The organism is Pseudohalioglobus sediminis (assembly GCF_008370495.1).
In the GTDB taxonomy this organism is placed as follows: Bacteria; Pseudomonadota; Gammaproteobacteria; order Pseudomonadales; family Halieaceae; genus Halioglobus.
The window spans coordinates 1-17,441 of record NZ_VTUX01000003.1 but is presented as its reverse complement, the minus strand read 5'-3'; the positions used below and the strand labels follow the sequence as shown (position 1 = coordinate 17,441).

Here is a 17,441-nt window from a genome sequence, read left to right as displayed (position 1 = left end):
AGCCGAGAATGAATAGTCCCAGAATACCCGTTGCGATTATCAATCCCGACGCGCCACCGGAGTCGCTGGAAGCGAAACAGCCACACATCGACAACGGCACCGAGTGTTACGCCAAGGATGGCTACTTCAGCCGCGAATACATGAAGCTGGAGTGGGAGCGCATGTGGACCGACTCCTGGCTGATTGCCGGGGTGTGTTCCGACCTGGAGAAAGTGGGTGATTTCTTCATCTTCGACATCGGTGACGAATCCATCATCGTCACGCGTACGGAAGAGGGCGTAAAAGCGTTTTATAACGTCTGTGCCCATCGCGGTGCCAAACTGGTCTGGGATGAACGTGGCAATAAAAGGGTATTCGTCTGCCCTTTCCACAGCTGGAGTTTCCATAATAGTGGCGAACTGCGGCGCATAACCGACGAGGAGACGTTTCACCCCGATGTGGTGGCGCATCGGCCGGGGCTCACGCCAGTGGCCTGTGCCGAGCACGCGGGCATCGTGTTCGTGCACATGGGGGAGGACCCGCCGCCCCTGGCGGAAAGCCTCGGCTTGCCGGAAGGCTACCTGGAGGCCTACCAGATTGATCGCATGAAAGTGGTGCGTCACGTGCGCAGTGAATGGGGCGCCAACTGGAAAGTCGGTGTAGAGGCCTTTTACGAGAGCTATCACCTTCATGCCGTGCACCCGGAAACACGGGGCGTGATGGGCGACCTTAATGTGCAGTACGACCTGTATCCCAATGGCGCAAGTCGCATGATTGTGCCGCTGGGCCAGCCCAGCCCCAGGGTGGCCGATCAGGAAACCGTCAATGACGGCCTGAAAATGATGCTGCAGGAAGCGGGCATCGATCCGAAGGGTTTTGAAGGCACCGCAGCAGACGTGCGCCGGGCCATCCAGCAGGGCAAGCGCGAGCGCTCGCAGCGGCTGGGGTTGGGGTATGAGCGTTTCGAGGATGGCCAGTTGTCCGACAGCTGGGCCACGGGCATTTTCCCCAATGTGCAGATAGGTTGTCATCCCGAGGCAGTATTCCTGATGCGCTTCCTGCCGCATGAGAGTGACCCCGAGCGTTTCTATTACGACACCATGACGCTGATGTACCCGGCCGATGATCCCGACTACTGCCCCCCGGGCTGGATGGGTTTGCCGGAGGGTACGGATGTCAGCGGTCGTCAGCGGCCCGCGACCGAACACTACACCCTGGAACAGGACGCCAGTCTCGGACTGGTGCTCAGCCAGGATGCTGCGCTGCTGCCGGTAGTGCAGCAAGGGATGCGCAGCCGCGGTTTCAAGGGCCAGTTATGGGGTGAGCAGGAGCAGCGCCTGCGGCACTTCCATGTGGAACTTGAGCGTCGCCTGAAAGGCTGAAAATCCGACGAGAAATTTGCTTGACAAAAACAAGTAGCGAGTCCAATCTTGAATAATGTTCAAAAAGCTAACTATAAAATAGGCAGGAGCATAATTGTTATGGCCAAGAGCAACACACCGCACCGCAAGAACTGGCAACACCTTAAAGCCGCAAGCCTGATTGGCATGAGTCCAGCCCTGGTGCTGACCGGCCTGCCTGTGCAGGCGGCGGAGCAACTCGAAGAAATTCTCGTCACCGCAACGCGTCGGGCAGAAACCGATGTGCAGACGACGCCGGTGGCGGTAACGCCGGTTACCGAGCGGGAGATCGCGCGCGTGATACCCCGCGACCTCGGCGATATCCTGATCTACGCGCCCAACGTGATCAACGGCAAGCAGCCCGGCTTTAACGCAGCTAACTTCGCCATCCGCGGCGTTGGCCAGAACGGCATCATTCTATACTTTGAGAACCAGGTAGGGGTGACGGTCGATGACTTTGTCATACCCCATATCCAGACCGCCAATATTGAAATGCTGGACATCCAGAGCGTGGAAATCCTGCGCGGCCCCCAGGGCACCCTGTTTGGCAAGAACACCACCGGCGGTGTGATCAACGTGAAAACCAACCGGCCGGAACTGGAAGAGAACACGCTCTCGCTGCAGGGCCAGATAGCCGAATACGATACCTACGAGGTAAAGGGTGTTGGTAACTTCGCCCTGGGCGACAGCGTCGCACTGCGCATTGCCGCCATGTACCGCGAGTCCGAAGGCTTCTACGAAAATGGCGCCGAATACGGCCCGGTAGCGGACTTCGGTGTGGGTTACCCCCTTGTGGGCGCCACCGGCAGGGGCGATGGCGACAACGTCGGCGGCGATGACCTGTTCTCGGGCCGTTTCAAATTGCGCTGGCAGCCTACTGATGACCTCGATATCAACCTTGCCTATGAAATGGTGCGCGATGAGGGCGATGCACCGCCCTCGGTAAACGGCACTCCCAGGACCAACGATTACGTGTTCAATGCCCTTGGCTTCACCCGCGACAACGGTGACCAGCTCAAGGTGGCGGCGTCCACCCAGCGTGATGACGTACTGCTGGGAATGGGCAAGCGTGGCCACGAAATCGATGTTGATGGCTACTACCTGAATGTCGACTGGACGCTGTCCGATAACTACACACTGACGGCGTTTGGTGGCTATCGTGAGACCGACTCCTGGTTGCCCAGCACCTATACGGGTGAAGTCGGGCCGGTTTCCCTGTTCGACGCCAATCGCCAGGACGAGCGAGAAACCACCCAGTTCGAGGCCCGTATCGCTTCCAATTACGACGGTGGTTTCAACTGGGTAGGTGGCGCGTTCTACCAGAAAGACGAAACCGTGTTCACCGTGGCGCAGGTACTGGGCTTCGTGGATATGACCCTGGACAGCCTGGCCACTTTTGGTGACCCGCTGTTCTTCAACAACAACCCGCAGGTGCTGTCCAATGCGCAGGATGCAGAGTCCTGGGCGGTGTACCTGGACGGTAGCCTCGACATTACCGATCGCTGGTCCATTGGCGCTGGCATTCGTTACACCAACGAAGAAAAGGACTGGACCGGGCGTAACCAGGTGTTTGTACAGGCGTTGACAGGTGGTTTCGATCCGAACTTCACCTGGCGCGAACTGGGCGAGCCGCTGGCGGCTGCCAACTTCAGCAAGTACCCTACCGGCGTGGTCAGGGACAGCGAGGATTGGAGTGAGCCCACCTGGCGGCTGACTACCAGTTACGACTTCAGTGACGACCTGTACTCGTATTTCACCTACTCGCGAGGCTTCAAGAGTGGGGGTTACAACGACCAGACAGGTACCGGCGGTAACCCGATTGAGCCCATACAGGCACGTCCGGTTGATCCTGAGACCGCGGATTCCTTTGAGCTGGGCATGCGTTCCGAGTGGCTCGATAACAGCCTGCGGGTCAATCTGACCGGTTTCTACGTGACCTACGATGACTCCCAGCAGCAGCTGCTGGCCGAGATCGAGGCGGACCGTGATGGCGACGGTGTCAACGAAAGCGTTTTCCAGGAGACCCGATTCTTCAACGCGGCGGAGATCAACGTCTACGGCCTGGAGTTTGAGTCCACCTGGCTGGCGACGGACAACTTCACCATCCAGGGTAGTGTGGGCTGGCTGGAAGCCGAGTTCGACGAGTTCCAGGCGGATACCAACTTTGACGGCACCATCGATACAGACCTCAGCAACAATGATGTCGCGCGTGCCCCGGAGTGGACCTGGAACGTGGACTTCCTCTACGACCACGACGCCATGGGCGGCGTGATGAACTGGGCGCTCAACGTCAACTACGTGGATGAAGCGGTATACGCCTATACGTCGGTTCCGAGCACGCCTGATGGTACTACCGACGACCGTACGCTGGTCAATGGCTCGGTGACCTTCCGCCCGGGCAGCGGCAACTGGTGGGTTCGCGCCTTCGGCAAGAACCTGACCGATGAAGAGTACCGTGTGGGTGAATTGCCCGTCGCCAATCTCTGGGTGATGTCGTTCTACGGCGAGCCGCGGGTGTTTGGCGTCGAGGCCGGCATGGATCTCGACTGGTAAGCGGCCAGCCCGCCGCGCGCCAGCGTGCACTGTCTCCGCGTGGGCCGGCTTTTGTCGGCCCTTTTTCTATCTCACCAGCCGACACGGGTGCTACTGGCCAATCGCTATGTCTGACACGGAAATTATCCTGCATCACTTTGATGCCTCCCCCTTTGCCGAGAAAGTGCGGGTGGCGCTGGGCATCAAGGGGCTCGACTGGCGCTCCGTGGAAATTCCCATGGTGATGCCCAAGCCCGATCTTACCGCGCTCACCGGCGGCTACCGTAAAACACCGGTGATGCAGCTGGGCGCCGACGTGTACTGCGATACCCAGCGCATAGCACGTGAGCTGGAGGCTCGCTTCGATGGGCCGGCACTGTATCCGGAAGGGCAGCAGGCGCTGTGCGAAGTGATCGCGGCCTGGAGCGATGCCACCCTGTTTGTGCCCGGCGCCGGGCTTTCCATGGGTACCAACCTGGACCTGCCTGAGCCTATTCTGGCCGACAGGTTTGCGTTTTTTGACTTCCTGGATCGGGACACCCTGCCGCAGAGACTGCCGGCCCTGTACGCGCAATTCAGGGCGGGCCTGCAGCGCATCGACGATATGCTTTCGGACGGGCGTCCGTTCCTGCTCGGCGAAATGGTCAGCTGGGCGGATGCGGCCTGCTACGCACCGGTGTGGATGTGTCGGGGTAACATCGCGGATGCGGACACCTTGCTTGAACACATGCCGTCACTCGCACAGTGGGAGCAGAAGTTGCTCGCACTCGGTCATGGGCGCAGATCGTCCCTGACTGCCGACGCAGCACTGGCTATCTCTCGACAGTCGCAGTCACGCGTTCGCCAGGAAATAGCTGAGACCGCACTGCCGCACCTTGAACCCGGTGTCAGCGTTGAAGTTAGCCCCGAAGACTACGGTGCGGTTCCGGTTGCGGGCCGTCTGCTCAGGTTAACGCAACATGAGGTGGTCCTGGCGCGCAGTGACGAGCGCGCGGGGGACGTGGTAGTACATTTTCCGAGGCTGGGATGCAAAGTGGTGGCGATATGAAAAGCAGCTTGTGTTTGGTACTTGTCGTGTTGGCGTCTATCGGTGTTGCGCGGGCCGCTGAGGAAGTGTCGGGCAAGGTCCTGTACGAGAAGCACTGCCAGGAATGTCATGGCGGTGCCGTCTCCAAGGCGCCGCAGCTGAGCCTGTTGCAAATCATGTCTGCGGGCTCGATTTACCGCGCCATGAATGACGGCGTTATGCGTGAGCAGGCGAGTGCGCTGGATGACCGGCAGCGGCGCCTGGTTGCCGAGTACCTGACCGGCAGCAGTCTCGATAACGCAACAGCAGCGGCACTGCCCGCTGCCTGCGAGAGAGACGCGGCGGTATTCGATTACGGCCAGCGCCCGCACATGCAAGGCTGGGGTGTGACTCGCGACAACCAGCGCCGGTTTGAGGGCAACCATACTGTTATAAACGCAGAGAACGTTTCCAGGCTTCGCCTGAAATGGGCCTTCGCCTATCCCGAGGCGGTCAGGGCGCGCTCCCAGCCCGCATTCGCAGGGGGTGCACTGTATGTCGGCAGCCAGAACGGCACGGTGTTTGCGCTGGATGAGGACAGCGGTTGTCTGCGCTGGACGTTCAACACCACCGCTGAAGTGCGCACCGGGATTGTGGTCGCTGACTGGAAGCCGGGTGCGAAGACCGAGCCGCTGCTGTATTTCGGCGACCTGGTGGGCAACGTATACGCGCTCAGTGCGGTGAGCGGAAAACTGGTATGGCGGGACCGGGCGGATGATCACCCCAGCCTGACCCTCACCGCGGCGCCGGCGTTGTACGAGGGCCGGCTTTACGTGCCGCTCTCTGCACTGGAGGTCACTGCGGCCGCCGATCCGAATTATGCCTGCTGTACCTTCCGCGGAGGGGTTGCCGTGTATGACGCGCTCAGTGGCGACAAACTGTGGACGGCCTACAGTATCCAGGAACCCGGCCGGAAAGTTGGTGAAAACAGTGTCGGCACAGCACGCATAGCGCCCTCCGGAGCGCCCATCTGGAATACGCCGGCCCTGGACCCCAAGCGGGGTTTGCTCTACGTCGGCACGGGCACCAATTACTCGTCACCGGCCAACGACACCAGCGACGCGATCCTGGCCTTTGATATGCAAGATGGAAGCATGCGCTGGCATCAACAGATGACGGCGGGTGACGCCTGGAACATGGGGTGCGAGACCGAAGACAGGATTAACTGTCCCCCCGAGGATGGCCCCGACTATGACTTCGGCGCGGCTGTCATTCTCGCGCAAACGCCGGCTGGCAAAGATGTACTGATCGCCGGGCAGAAGTCCGGCGATGTGTATGCGCTGGACCCGGATGCTGGCGGCAAGGTGCTCTGGCACCAGAAGCTGGGGCGCGGTGGTATACAGGGTGGTGTGCACTTCGGTATGGCTGTGGATGGCGGCACCGTGTATGTGCCAATGTCCGACTTTGACGGTGGCGCACGCTGGCCCGGGAAACCTTATCCGGGCATGTTTGCGCTGGACATCGCAACAGGTGAGGTGATGTGGTACCAGCGTACGCAAGACCAGTGCGCCGGCAGGGAGTTCTGTCAACCAGGCCTGTCTTCGCCGGCATCTGCCTTTCCGGGCGGTGTTCTCAGTGGCGCCATGGACGGGAGGTTGCGTGCGTATCGCGCTGCAGATGGCAAGGTGCTGTGGGACGTCGATACAGCTGTGGCATACGAGACGATCAATGGTGTACGAGCGCAGGGTGGTTCATTTGGCGGTGGTAGCGGACCGGTGCTCAAGGGCCGTCGCCTCTTTGTTAACAGTGGCTACGGTATTTACTTTCATATGCCGGGGAATGTTTTGCTGGCTTATGAGTTGCTACCGGAGTAAATCAGCACGGAAAGGATGGTACCGGTGGGCGGACTCGAACCGCCACGCCTTGCGGCAAGTGATTTTGAATCACTCATGTCTACCAATTCCATCACACCGGCGATGAGATAACGGAGCGGAAATCTGCCCGTCTGGAGAGCGCGGGATTATATCAACAGGCATTCAAACTGCAATATTTTTCCTTAACCATCGCCGCAATAGCCTGTAAACTGCGCGCCATCCCGTGCGGGCTCGTCCCGCACCTGAAGACCGCCAACAGGCGGATGATCTGAGTACCTAAAAGGAGAAAAGAACATGGCCATGAAACTGGTTAAAAAAACAGACGAATACAGCATCTACCAGCGCAGTGATGATCGCTACGCGGTCAAGGGCGCCGACAAGAAACCGATCAACGGTGATGACAAGGTCAAGATCCTCGTCGCCGAAGGCCTGGTCACGGTTACCCTGCCAGCAGAGCCGGTAGCAGAAGAGGCGGCCGAGGAAGAAGCAGCGGACACTGAAGAAGCGGCTGCTGAAGAGGCGCCTGCTGAAGAAGAACCCGCCAAGGAAGAGTAAGTTCCGGCGACGACACACTGAGAGAAGCCGGCCCAGCGCCGGCTTTTTCATTTATGAAACGATCTGATTTTGCATTTGAATTGCCCCCTGAGTTGATCGCGCAGCATCCGTTGCCAGAGCGCAGCGCGAGCCGGATGCTGTGCCTGGACGGCGGCAGCGGTGAGGTGGCGCACCTCAGCTTCACCGACATTGTGGATGAGCTTTCGCCCGACGACTTGCTGGTTTTCAACAATACACGGGTGATCCCGGCACGACTCTGGGGCCAGAAGGCCAGCGGTGGCAAGGTCGAAATCCTGATTGAAAGAGTGACGGGCTCGCACAGCGCAGTCGCCCATGTGCGCTGCAGCAAGTCACCGCGGCCGGGCACGCGCATACTGCTTGCCGCAGAGCGGGGAGGCGAGCCTGGCGAACACAGCCTCGAGGTCACGGGCAGGCAGGAGGACCTGTTCCTGCTTTCCAGTGCCGGCGGTCCGCCACTTGCGGACATACTGCAGCAGACCGGTCATATGCCTTTGCCTCCTTACATAGAGCGGGAAGACGAGTTGGCAGACAGGAACCGCTACCAGACCGTGTATGCAGAGCGTGAGGGTGCGGTCGCTGCGCCAACCGCCGGCCTGCACTTCAGCGAGGAGTTGCTGGCCCGTATCGATGCCAGGGGCGTGCAGCGCGCCATGGTGACCCTGCATGTGGGTGCGGGGACGTTCCAGCCGGTACGTGCCGACAATATCGAGGATCACCAGATGCACGCTGAATTTGCCGACGTCAGCGAGTCGGTTTGCGCGGCAGTGCGCGAGGCGCAGCAGCGGGGAGGGCGGGTCATAGCGGTCGGTACGACAGCGGTGCGCTCACTGGAGTCCGCCAGTGCCGGCGGCGAGATCCAGCCGTTTACCGGCGACACCGATATCTTTATTTTCCCCGGATACCGCTTTCGAACGGTGGATGCCATGATTACCAATTTTCACCTGCCCGAATCAACACTGATGATGCTGGTCAGCGCCTTTGCCGGCCGCGAGCACATCATGCGCGCCTACCGCGAGGCCATAGCCGAGCGCTACCGCTTTTTCAGCTACGGCGATGCCATGTTCATTCGCAGCAGGAAGCCGTACTGATGGGCCGGCAGTGTCATATGCGTTTTGAACGCCTGGGCCAGGATGTCGCGGCCCGGCGCGGGCGCCTGCATTTCCCGCGGGGCACGGTGGAGACACCTGCATTTATGCCAGTCGGCACTTACGGTACGGTCAAGGGCATGTTGCCGCGCGATATCCGGGGCATCGGCGCCGAGATAATACTGGGCAACACTTTTCACCTCTGGTTGCGCCCGGGCACGGATATCATCGAGCAGCACGGCGACCTGCACGATTTCATGGCCTGGGACGGCCCCATCCTTACTGACTCGGGTGGCTTCCAGGTCTTCAGTCTCGGTGATATGCGCAAGATCAGCGAGGAAGGTGTGCGTTTCCAGTCGCCGGTGGACGGTTCCAAAGTGTTCCTGGATCCGGAGACGTCCATGGCTATCCAGCGCAGCCTGGGCGCCGACGTGGTGATGATTTTCGATGAATGCACCCCTTACCCCGCCAGTGAACAGGAAGCCCGGGAATCCATGGATTTGTCCCTGCGCTGGGCCGCACGCAGTAAAGCGGCGCATGCGGACAGTCCGGCGGCCCTGTTCGGTATCGTCCAGGGTGGCATGTACGCGAACCTGCGGGCGGAGTCGCTGGCGGGTTTGTGTGATATCGGTTTCGATGGTTACGCGGTTGGCGGTCTTTCGGTGGGTGAGCCAAAAGATGAGATGATGGCCGTGCTGGATGTAATGCAGCCGCTGTTACCAGAGGATAAACCACGCTACCTGATGGGAGTGGGTACGCCCGCTGACCTGCTGGAAGGCGTGCGCCGTGGCGTGGACATGTTCGATTGTGTGATGCCCACGCGCAACGCGCGCAACGGCAATATTTTTACTTCTCGTGGCGTGCTCAAGCTGCGCAACGCCAGGCATAAGACCAGCACCTTGCCGCTGGATGAAGAGTGCGACTGCTACACCTGCCAGAATTTCAGTCGCGCCTATTTGCATCACCTTGATAAGTGCAACGAGATTCTCGGCTCGCAGCTGAACACCATCCACAATCTTTATTTCTACCAGCAGCATATGGCCGCGATCAGGCAGGCGATTGAGCAGGGCAGCCTGGGCAGCTTCAGTGAGGCATTCTATGCCGGGCAGGCGCGCGGTGTATAAACTGGGTTTCTATGTGCCGGCCTCGCACCTGGAGGCGGTCAAGCAGGCCTGCTTTGAGGCGGGGGCAGGGCGCATAGGAGATTACGACAACTGCTGCTGGCAGGTCGAGGGTGTGGGGCAGTTCCGACCCCTCGCCGGAAGCGAACCGGCCATTGGCAGTATTGGTGAATTGGAGCGAGTGCCGGAATACCGCGTTGAAATGGTCTGTGCCGACACCGTGGCGAAGACTGTGCTGGCAGCCATGATTGCCGCCCACCCCTACGAGCAACCTGCCTTGGACCTGGTGGAACTGCTCACCGAGTTGCGCTGATGGCCGAGCTGCCCGCGTCACTGCAGTCCTTGCGAAGCGAACTCCCGCTGGACAAGCCAGCCTGGTCGCACAGCTCGCTGCCGCAAGCGGCGGTGCTGGTGGCGCTCTCAGCCCAGCCCGAGCCCCGGGTGCTGCTGGGGCGTCGCGCCCGGCACCTGCGTTTTCACCCGGGGGAGATTGCGTTTCCGGGCGGTAAACGTGAAGCGATAGACTGTTCGCCCTGGTCTACCGCCAGGCGCGAAGCGCACGAAGAAACCGGCCTGGCGGCCAGTATGGTGGAACCGCTCGGCGAGTTGCCACCGCTGCGCACGCGAACAGGCTTTGAAGTGCACCCCTGTGTGGCCGCGGTGCCGGCCGCATTGGCACTGCAGGCGGACCCACAGGAATTTGATGCCCTGTTGCAGCAGCCATTGGCACGTTTCGCCGATGCCCGACTGTTCCGTTTGGAGACGATGGTTGTGGATGGCGTGGCTCGCAAGGTGCCGCACTACCAGATCGGGGATGACAATGTCTGGGGGGTCACTGCGGCAGTGCTGGCCATGCTGGCTAACATCGCCTACGATGCCGGACTTGATTTGCAGCGCAACTGGACACAATTGACATGAAATATTCACTGGGCGAGAAACAGGTCACACTGCACGGCGAGGGGCACTTTATTGCACCCAATGCCGCCGTCATCGGCGATGTGACGCTGCATGAGAACGCCAGTATCTGGTTCAGTTGCGTCCTGCGTGGTGACGCGGAGCGCATCGAGATTGGCGCCGGCACCAATATCCAGGACGGGGCCGTGCTGCATGCAGACCCGGGCTTCCCGATGATTACCGGCGAGAACGTGACCGTGGGTCATAACGCGATGCTTCACGGCTGTAGTATCGGCAGCGGTACCCTGGTGGGTATCAACGCAGTGGTGCTCAATGGCGCCAGGATTGGCCGCGGATGCCTGATCGGCGCGAACGCGCTGGTAACCGAGGGCACCGAAATACCCGATGGGTCCATGGTGCTGGGTTCGCCGGCGAAGGTAGTGAAACAGTTGAGTGAGGAGATGCAGCTGTTGTTGCAACACAACGCCGACCACTACATCGGCAACGCTGCGCGCTTTAACGAAGAATTGAGTGAGCAAACATGAGTGATACCGATCCCCAGTCCCCCTGTGTTTCGATATGTGTGCTGGATGAGGCTGACATCTGCCAGGGCTGTTTCCGCAGTGCAGAGGAGATCACTGACTGGTTCATGTCGTCTGCGGAGCGTAAGCGGGAGATTCTCGCGCTGGCTGCAGAGCGTCGCGACGCTTCCAGTACCTTTCGCCTGCTTTGAATGCCTGCGGCGGGCAAGGCGCCTGCTGATCGGCGCTCAGTCCTCCTCGTCCTTGACGGTATCTGCGCGTACTGCCTGTACCACGTTGCCGGCCAGTTCCAGTATCTCCAGCCGGTAGGGTCCGATGGACAGGCCGGCGTTGGCATCCGGGAATCCTTCCAGGTATTCCAGTATCAATCCCGACAGCGTTTTCGGCCCGTCTGTGGGCAGGCTCCAGTCCAGTGACTTGTTGATTTCGCGGATGTTGGCGGTGCCGGCGATGATATAGCTGCCGTCGCGCTGTGGGAAAATATTGTCCTCGCTGTCGACCAGGTTGGATGTGAATTCGCCAACGATTTCCTCGAGTATGTCTTCCAGCGCCACCAGGCCGAGAATGTCCCCGTATTCATCCACCACCACACCCAGGCGGTGCTTTTTCTGCTGGAAGTTCAGCAACTGCGTGTGCAGCGGTGTGCTCTCCGGGACGAAGTAGGGCTTTTCCATCTCCCTTTCTAGTGCCTTGCGGTCCAGCCCGTGACTATCGATGATGCGGCTGATATTGCGCATGTGCAGCATGCCGACAATATTGTTGATGTCCTCGCGCCAGACCGGTAGCCGGGTGTGCGAACTGGTCTGGATGACACGCATGATGTCTTCGTCGCTGTCGTCCAGGTCAATACCGTAGACCTCGTTGCGCGGCACCATGATGTCGTCGACGCTGACCTGCTCCAGGTCCAGAATATTCAGCAGCATGCCACGGTGCCGTGCGGGTATGAGCTTGCCGGCGTCGGTGACAATAGTGCGCAGCTCATCAGAGGAGACATGCTCATCGTTCTGTTTCTTTGCGTCGACCCCCAACAGGTGCAGCAGGCCATTGGTAACCCAGTTAACGGCAGCGACCAGCGGATAGAAAATTTTCAACATCGGCCACAGCACGATGCTGGCAGGAAAGGCCACGCGCTCCGGGTACAGCGCCGCCAGGGTCTTGGGCGTGATTTCGGAAAAGATGAGGATGACCAGGGTCAGCGCTGCCGTGGCGATAAAGATACCGGCGTCGCCCCATAAACGGATGGCGATCACCGTGGCGATGGCCGAGGCGAAGATATTTACCAGGTTGTTGCCGATGAGAATCAGCCCGATAAGGCGGTCGGGTCGGTCCAGTAGCTTGCCCGCCCGAATAGCGCCTCGGTGCCGGTTGTTCTGCAGGTGCTTCAGCCGGTAGCGATTAAGGGACATCATGCCGGTCTCCGAACTGGAGAAGAAACCGGACAGGAATATGAGAGCAGCCAGAATCGAGAAAAGGAGACCCAGCGGAGCGTCGTTCAAGGGGAGGATGAACCTTTGGTGATGTTGTGACGGTATCTTGAAGAAAAACCCCGGTCGGGGCAAGCCCTGCGCGCAGTCCGCTTAACCACGGTGCAGTAACAATTCCAGCACCAGCTTGGAGCCGAAAAAAGCGAGCATCAGCGCTGCAAATCCCGCCAGCGTCAGCCTGACGGCGGTCTGGCTGCGCCAGCCCAGCTTGTAGTGCCCCCACAAGAGCAAGGTGAACAGCAGCCAGGCGACAATGGTGAGGGCTGTCTTATGTACCAGCGACTGGGCAAAAATATCATCGATAAAGATAAAACCGGAGACGATGGCGATGGTCAGCAGAATTACCCCGGCCAGCAGCAACTCGAACAGCATCTGCTCCATCAACTGTAGCGGTGGCAATATCTGCACGATCCCACGCGTATGGCGATGGCGCAGCTGGTAGTCCAGGGCCGCCACCAGGGCCGCCTGCGCCGCCGCCAGCGTCAGCATCGCGTAGGCCAGTATGGAACTGCCTATATGCAACAGCAGTCCGCCGGGCAACTCGGTGGTAATGGCGGCGGTCTCCGGTGCGAAGGTTGACACCAGCACGGACATGGCGGAGAGGGGAAACAGGATGACCAGCAGGTTCTGCAAGGGGCGGCGCACCATCAACAGCACACACACCAGGTTGATGGCGAGAAACATCAGCGCCGATATCTTGTAGAAGCCCAGGCTGAGTCCGCCGCTGTCGCCACCTACGCTCTGTATGACGACGACGGCGTGACAGAACAGTGCCAGTGCCCCGGTAATCGCCACCGGGCGCGTAATGTGCTGTCGCCGCTGGAAAATATGCACCAGATGCAGCCCGGTAGCCCCCAGGTAAAGCAGTGCGGCGAGCATGGCGAACAGGGAAGCGGGCATCTGTTTGGGGGTTGGACCGAGGTGACGTATACTTCGCACCTTTGTACAGAAGTGGCCCTGCAGAATCAATAGGTTCTGCGCCTATTCCCCAGTTCCGAGAGTAGCAAGATGTTCCAGAGTCTCAGCGACCGACTTTCCAATAGCCTGCGCAGTATCAGCGGCAAGGCAACCCTGACCGAAGATAATATCCAGGACACGCTGCGTGAAGTACGCATGGCCCTGCTGGAGGCGGATGTAGCGCTGCCGGTAGTGAAGGATTTCGTCGAAGCGGTGAAGCAGCGGGCTATCGGCCAGGAGGTCATGAAGAGCCTGAGCCCCGGCCAGGCCTTCCTGAAAATCGTGCAGGCAGAGCTTGAGACGGTTATGGGGACGGCAAATGAGGGGCTCAAGCTCGCCACCCAGCCCCCCGCGATTATCCTGATGGCCGGCTTGCAGGGCGCGGGTAAGACCACCTCCGTCGCCAAGCTGGCCAAATTGCTGCGCGAGCGCGACAAGAAAAAGGTGACGGTGGTCTCTGCTGACGTGTATCGACCGGCCGCGATCAAGCAGTTGGAAACACTGGCAGCCGAGGTGGACGTGGACTTTTTCCCCTCGACGCCCGACCAGAAGCCGGTGGATATCGCCAATGCCGCTGTGGCGCATGCGCGGACCAGGTTCTCTGACGTGCTGATCATCGATACCGCGGGTCGCCTGGCCATCGACGAGGAAATGATGGCGGAGATTGCCGCCCTGCATAAGGCGATCAACCCGGTAGAGACCTTGTTCGTGGTGGATGCCATGACCGGTCAGGACGCGGCGAATACGGCGAAGGCCTTCGGCGAGACCCTGCCCCTGACCGGGGTGATACTGACCAAGGTGGATGCCGATACACGCGGTGGTGCCGCGCTCTCGGTGCGCGCCGTTACCGGCAAGCCGATCAAATTCCTCGGTGTTGGCGAGAAGACCGCCGCCCTCGACCCGTTCCATCCCGACCGCCTGGCTTCACGCATTCTCGGTATGGGCGACGTGCTGTCGCTGATCGAGGAGGCGGAACAGAAAGTCGACAAGGACAAGGCCGCGAGACTGGCCCGCAAGGTCAAGAAGGGACAACGCTTCGATCTGGAGGACTTCCGCGACCAGTTGCAGCAGATGAATAACATGGGCGGCATCACCGGTATGCTCGACAAGCTGCCGGGTATGGGCAATGTGGCGCAGATGGCGCAGCAGAGCCTCGATGGCAAAATGTTTGCCCGCATGGAAGCCATGATCAACTCCATGACCCCTGAAGAGCGCAGGCGCCCGGAAATGATCCAGGGCTCGCGCAAGCGTCGCATCACTCGCGGTTCAGGCACCCAGGTTCAGGACCTGAACCGCTTGCTGAAGCAGCACAAGCAGATGCAGAAAATGATGAAGAAAATGAAAGGCGGCGGCATGCAGAAAATGATGCGCGGCATGGGCGGCATGCTGGGCGGCGCCGGTGGTGGGATGCCTCCGGGTATGGGTGGCGGCCCCGGCGGCATGCCGCCGTTCAAGTAGCGCCTCCGCTGAATCTGGTCCGGCCCGTCATTCCGTTACCACGGTGCTGACCGGGCCATGGCCCTGCCTGTCGCGGCTATGCACAGGGTCCCGCGCAAACCACGGTTCTTGGCAAGGTAATCGCGCCCGCGCACCGTGCCCGCTGGCGGCGCCCCGACGGGTTTGCCGGAGTGTCAGGGTAGCCACGCTAAGCTGCGGAATTACCTGAAAAAACTCTTCGCACAGGCTTTTATTCCCGCAGGGTTTTCCGTATGATACGCCACCTTTCCGGCCTGTGTGCCGGGTTTTGTCGTGGGCAGGTGAACCAGTTCGAGTCAGATGCCCCTACTATTAAAGGAATTTAGAGCAAATGGTAACAATTCGTCTTGCACGTGGCGGTTCCAAGAAGCGCCCTTTCTATCACATGACCGTGACTGACCACCGCAATGCGCGCAACGGCCGTTTCATCGAGCGCGTAGGATTCTTCAATCCGGTTGCCCGTGGCCAGGAAGAGCGTCTGCGTGTCGATGCCGAGCGCATCGAATACTGGCAGGGCCAGGGCGCACAGCTGTCGGAGCGCGTCGCCAAGCTGGTCAAGGAAGCTGCCGCAGCGGCTTGATGCCCGGCATCCGGTCCTGATGGGTGAGCCCGGATCCAACCTGCTGACCGCCGGCAAGATCACCGGCTGCTATGGTGTGCGGGGATGGGTGAAAATTCACTCGTATACCGAACCGGTCGAGAACATTTCCCGGTTCGGCCGCTGGCAATTGCGACGACGTGGTGAGCTGCAAGACGTCTTGTTTGATCAGTGGAAACGGCACGGTAAGGGCATGGTTGCCCATATCGCAAAGGTTGATGATCGCACCCTGGCCGAGTCCTATCGCGGCCTGGAAATAGTGGTCGAGGCAGATAGATTGCCAGGCCTGGAAGAGGGCGATTATTACTGGCGCCAGCTTCAGGGCTTGCAGGTCTGGGCCCGGGAGCCCGGTACCGAGGTTGATCGGGTACTGCTGGGTACGGTCGATTACCTGATAGAGACCGGTGCCAACGATGTGCTGGTGGTCAAAGCCAGCGCAGGCAGTATTGACGACAGGGAACGACTCATTCCCTACCTGCCCGGAGACGTGGTATCACGCGTCAGCCTGGAGGAGGAGCGCATCGAGGTCGACTGGTACCTCGATGTATGAAGGGGCCGGGAAACACGGCGCCGGTAGTGGGATAACAGGGGCCTGAGAGCATGCATTTTGCGCTGGTAAGCCTGTTTCCCGAGATGTTTACAGCTGTCTCTGACCATGGCGTGACGGGCAGGGCGGTGACGCAGGCTGTAGTGACTATCAGTCACAGCAACCCACGCGATTACACTACTGACCGGCACAGGACAGTAGACGACAGGCCCTACGGCGGTGGCCCGGGCATGTTGATGAAGATTGACCCGCTGCAGCAGGCCATCGCCGCAGCGAGACAGGTGGCGGGGGCCGATGCCCGTGTGGTTTACCTGTCGCCGCAGGGCAGGCGTTTCGATCATAGCCGCGCTGTGGCGCTGGCGCGGGAAACGGCGCTGATACTCGTTGCCGGCCGCTACGAAGGCGTGGATGAGCGCCTGATCGAGGCGGAAGTTGACGAAGAGTTGTCGATCGGTGACTACGTGCTCAGCGGCGGTGAGTTGGCCGCGATGGTGGTGATCGACGCCGTGACCAGGCAATTGCCCGGGGTGCTGGGGCACGCACTGTCGGCGGAAGAGGATTCCTACGCTGACGGCCTGCTGGATTGCCCGCATTACACGCGGCCGGAAACGTACCAGGGTAAGACAGTGCCAGATGTATTGCTCAGCGGGAATCACGAGGCGATTCGCCGCTGGCGCCTGAAGCAGGCGCTGGGCAGGACGCATGAGCGCCGCCCGGATTTGCTTGAGGGCAGGGCCATGACGGCCGAGGAAAACGAACTGTTGGCGGAATATCTCCGCGAACGTGAATGAACACTTTATAACCGCTAGCTGTGAAGCTACGTATTGATATCAACAGGAGCGCGCCATGAGCACCAACAAGATCATTTCTCAGCTCGAAGCTGAACAGATGGAAAAAGAACTGCCTGAATTCGGCCCGGGTGACACCGTGGTTGTGCAGGTAAAGGTAAAAGAGGGCAATCGCGAGCGTCTGCAGGCCTTCGAGGGTGTTGTGATCGGCAAGCGTAACCGCGCGCTGAACTCAGCTTTCACCGTTCGCAAGATCTCCCATGGTGTCGGCGTCGAGCGGACATTCCAGACTTACAGCCCGCTGGTTGACAGCATTACCGTCAAGCGCCGCGGCGACGTGCGCCAGGCCAAGCTCTACTACCTGCGTGAACTGTCCGGTAAGGCCGCGCGCATCAAGGAAAAGCTGTCCTGATCAGATTGCGGTATACGAAAGCAAAAAGCGGCCTTACGGAGACTGTGTAAAAACACGCTCTAGCGGCCTTGAACTAAAAAGCCCAGCTGATTTCAGCTGGGCTTTTCTCTTTTCGGTACCTGATTCTCAGGGGGTGTATTACCTCATCGCCGCCAGCAACCTCGGCACAC

Annotated in this window: 18 protein-coding genes and 1 tRNA gene; 16 read left to right on the top strand and 3 right to left on the bottom strand. The window is 60.0% G+C overall.

Translation table 11 applies throughout. The features are described from left to right. Window positions 1-8: 8 nt before the first annotated feature. The 4 genes from F0M18_RS06700 to F0M18_RS06685 all read left to right on the top strand — a co-directional run bounded on the left by F0M18_RS06700 (window position 9) and on the right by F0M18_RS06685 (window position 6,791). The gene (locus F0M18_RS06700) at window positions 9-1,361 is read left to right on the top strand and encodes an aromatic ring-hydroxylating oxygenase subunit alpha (protein WP_149610653.1); all 1,353 of its coding nucleotides are present in this window, start codon (window positions 9-11) and stop codon (window positions 1,359-1,361) included. A gap of 99 nt (window positions 1,362-1,460) precedes the next feature. Continuing rightward, a complete protein-coding gene (locus F0M18_RS06695) occupies window positions 1,461-3,932 on the top strand; it encodes a TonB-dependent receptor (protein WP_262500860.1) in 2,472 nt (823 codons plus the stop codon). 106 nt (window positions 3,933-4,038) lie between these two features. Further along, window positions 4,039-4,959, top strand: a complete 921-nt coding sequence (locus F0M18_RS06690; protein ID WP_149610652.1) for a glutathione S-transferase family protein — start codon at window positions 4,039-4,041, stop codon at window positions 4,957-4,959. Next, window positions 4,956-6,791, top strand: coding sequence for an outer membrane protein assembly factor BamB family protein (locus tag F0M18_RS06685; RefSeq protein ID WP_149610651.1), 1,836 nt, complete (start codon window positions 4,956-4,958; stop codon window positions 6,789-6,791). Before F0M18_RS06690 ends, F0M18_RS06685 begins: the two co-directional genes overlap by 4 nt. A 16-nt stretch (window positions 6,792-6,807) precedes the next feature. Here F0M18_RS06685 and F0M18_RS06680 read toward each other — a convergent pair. After that, window positions 6,808-6,892 (bottom strand) — tRNA-Leu (locus F0M18_RS06680). Window positions 6,893-7,085: 193 nt separating this feature from the next. On the opposite strand from F0M18_RS06680, the gene F0M18_RS06675 reads away from it, so the two are divergent. Genes F0M18_RS06675 through F0M18_RS06645 form a run of 7 tightly spaced genes read left to right on the top strand, consistent with a single transcriptional unit; the run spans window position 7,086 to window position 11,200 of the window. Next, on the top strand, window positions 7,086-7,346 hold the full coding sequence (locus F0M18_RS06675; RefSeq protein WP_262500859.1) for a hypothetical protein: 261 nt from the start codon (window positions 7,086-7,088) through the stop codon (window positions 7,344-7,346). Window positions 7,347-7,399: 53 nt separating this feature from the next. Beyond that, window positions 7,400-8,455 carry a tRNA preQ1(34) S-adenosylmethionine ribosyltransferase-isomerase QueA gene (queA, locus tag F0M18_RS06670; RefSeq protein ID WP_149610649.1) on the top strand — a complete coding sequence of 352 codons (1,056 nt, stop codon included), beginning with the start codon at window positions 7,400-7,402 and terminating at the stop codon, window positions 8,453-8,455. A gap of 17 nt (window positions 8,456-8,472) precedes the next feature. Next, complete coding sequence (gene tgt / locus F0M18_RS06665) at window positions 8,473-9,576, top strand: tRNA guanosine(34) transglycosylase Tgt (RefSeq protein WP_223177922.1); 1,104 nt, start codon at window positions 8,473-8,475, stop codon at window positions 9,574-9,576. After that, window positions 9,551-9,886, top strand: coding sequence for an NGG1p interacting factor NIF3 (locus F0M18_RS06660; protein ID WP_394349390.1), 336 nt, complete (start codon window positions 9,551-9,553; stop codon window positions 9,884-9,886). Before tgt ends, F0M18_RS06660 begins: the two co-directional genes overlap by 26 nt. After that, window positions 9,886-10,491, top strand: a complete 606-nt coding sequence (locus tag F0M18_RS06655) for an NUDIX hydrolase (RefSeq protein ID WP_149610647.1) — start codon at window positions 9,886-9,888, stop codon at window positions 10,489-10,491. The genes F0M18_RS06660 and F0M18_RS06655 overlap by 1 nt, the downstream gene beginning before the upstream one ends. Further along, window positions 10,488-11,012: a gamma carbonic anhydrase family protein gene (locus F0M18_RS06650; RefSeq protein ID WP_149610646.1), complete on the top strand. Its 525-nt coding sequence runs from the start codon at window positions 10,488-10,490 to the stop codon at window positions 11,010-11,012. The genes F0M18_RS06655 and F0M18_RS06650 overlap by 4 nt, the downstream gene beginning before the upstream one ends. Next, window positions 11,009-11,200, top strand: a complete 192-nt coding sequence (locus tag F0M18_RS06645) for a DUF1289 domain-containing protein (protein ID WP_149610645.1) — start codon at window positions 11,009-11,011, stop codon at window positions 11,198-11,200. Before F0M18_RS06650 ends, F0M18_RS06645 begins: the two co-directional genes overlap by 4 nt. Window positions 11,201-11,236: 36 nt before the next feature. On the opposite strand, the gene F0M18_RS06640 is transcribed toward F0M18_RS06645, so the two are convergent. Continuing rightward, a complete protein-coding gene (locus F0M18_RS06640) occupies window positions 11,237-12,505 on the bottom strand; it encodes an HlyC/CorC family transporter (RefSeq protein WP_149610644.1) in 1,269 nt (422 codons plus the stop codon). Between the two features lie 81 nt (window positions 12,506-12,586). Further along, window positions 12,587-13,393: a cytochrome C assembly family protein gene (locus F0M18_RS06635; protein WP_149610643.1), complete on the bottom strand. Its 807-nt coding sequence runs from the start codon at window positions 13,391-13,393 to the stop codon at window positions 12,587-12,589. A 108-nt stretch (window positions 13,394-13,501) separates the two neighbouring features. On the opposite strand from F0M18_RS06635, the gene ffh reads away from it, so the two are divergent. From ffh to rplS, 5 genes are all read left to right on the top strand, one after another. Beyond that, window positions 13,502-14,908, top strand: coding sequence for a signal recognition particle protein (ffh, locus tag F0M18_RS06630; protein WP_149610642.1), 1,407 nt, complete (start codon window positions 13,502-13,504; stop codon window positions 14,906-14,908). 349 nt (window positions 14,909-15,257) lie between these two features. After that, window positions 15,258-15,506 carry a 30S ribosomal protein S16 gene (gene rpsP, locus F0M18_RS06625; RefSeq protein WP_149610641.1) on the top strand — a complete coding sequence of 83 codons (249 nt, stop codon included), beginning with the start codon at window positions 15,258-15,260 and terminating at the stop codon, window positions 15,504-15,506. 19 nt (window positions 15,507-15,525) lie between these two features. Next, entirely contained in the window at window positions 15,526-16,074 is a 549-nt protein-coding gene (rimM, locus tag F0M18_RS06620) for a ribosome maturation factor RimM (RefSeq protein WP_149610640.1), read from the top strand. A 50-nt stretch (window positions 16,075-16,124) separates the two neighbouring features. Continuing rightward, window positions 16,125-16,862 (top strand): tRNA (guanosine(37)-N1)-methyltransferase TrmD, encoded by a 738-nt coding sequence (gene trmD / locus F0M18_RS06615; RefSeq protein ID WP_149610639.1) that lies wholly within the window; start codon window positions 16,125-16,127, stop codon window positions 16,860-16,862. Between the two features lie 55 nt (window positions 16,863-16,917). After that, window positions 16,918-17,271 (top strand): 50S ribosomal protein L19, encoded by a 354-nt coding sequence (gene rplS / locus F0M18_RS06610; RefSeq protein WP_149610638.1) that lies wholly within the window; start codon window positions 16,918-16,920, stop codon window positions 17,269-17,271. Window positions 17,272-17,441 lie beyond the last annotated feature (170 nt).

Bases quoted from the DNA above. Each gene is read 5' to 3' on its own strand.
- F0M18_RS06635 (WP_149610643.1), bottom strand. From the start codon at position 13,393: ATGCCCGCTTCCCTGTTCGCCATGCTCGCCGCACTGCTTTACCTGGGG.
- F0M18_RS06675 (WP_262500859.1), top strand. From the start codon at position 7,086: ATGGCCATGAAACTGGTTAAAAAAACAGACGAATACAGCATCTACCAG.
- ffh (WP_149610642.1), top strand. From the start codon at position 13,502: ATGTTCCAGAGTCTCAGCGACCGACTTTCCAATAGCCTGCGCAGTATC.
- queA (WP_149610649.1), top strand. From the start codon at position 7,400: ATGAAACGATCTGATTTTGCATTTGAATTGCCCCCTGAGTTGATCGCG.
- rimM (WP_149610640.1), top strand. From the start codon at position 15,526: ATGGGTGAGCCCGGATCCAACCTGCTGACCGCCGGCAAGATCACCGGC.
- tgt (WP_223177922.1), top strand. From the start codon at position 8,473: ATGCGTTTTGAACGCCTGGGCCAGGATGTCGCGGCCCGGCGCGGGCGC.
- F0M18_RS06700 (WP_149610653.1), top strand. From the start codon at position 9: ATGAATAGTCCCAGAATACCCGTTGCGATTATCAATCCCGACGCGCCA.
- F0M18_RS06655 (WP_149610647.1), top strand. From the start codon at position 9,886: ATGGCCGAGCTGCCCGCGTCACTGCAGTCCTTGCGAAGCGAACTCCCG.
- F0M18_RS06660 (WP_394349390.1), top strand. From the start codon at position 9,551: ATGCCGGGCAGGCGCGCGGTGTATAAACTGGGTTTCTATGTGCCGGCC.
- F0M18_RS06650 (WP_149610646.1), top strand. From the start codon at position 10,488: ATGAAATATTCACTGGGCGAGAAACAGGTCACACTGCACGGCGAGGGG.
- trmD (WP_149610639.1), top strand. From the start codon at position 16,125: ATGCATTTTGCGCTGGTAAGCCTGTTTCCCGAGATGTTTACAGCTGTC.
- F0M18_RS06685 (WP_149610651.1), top strand. From the start codon at position 4,956: ATGAAAAGCAGCTTGTGTTTGGTACTTGTCGTGTTGGCGTCTATCGGT.
- F0M18_RS06645 (WP_149610645.1), top strand. From the start codon at position 11,009: ATGAGTGATACCGATCCCCAGTCCCCCTGTGTTTCGATATGTGTGCTG.
- rplS (WP_149610638.1), top strand. From the start codon at position 16,918: ATGAGCACCAACAAGATCATTTCTCAGCTCGAAGCTGAACAGATGGAA.
- F0M18_RS06695 (WP_262500860.1), top strand. From the start codon at position 1,461: ATGGCCAAGAGCAACACACCGCACCGCAAGAACTGGCAACACCTTAAA.
- rpsP (WP_149610641.1), top strand. From the start codon at position 15,258: ATGGTAACAATTCGTCTTGCACGTGGCGGTTCCAAGAAGCGCCCTTTC.
- F0M18_RS06690 (WP_149610652.1), top strand. From the start codon at position 4,039: ATGTCTGACACGGAAATTATCCTGCATCACTTTGATGCCTCCCCCTTT.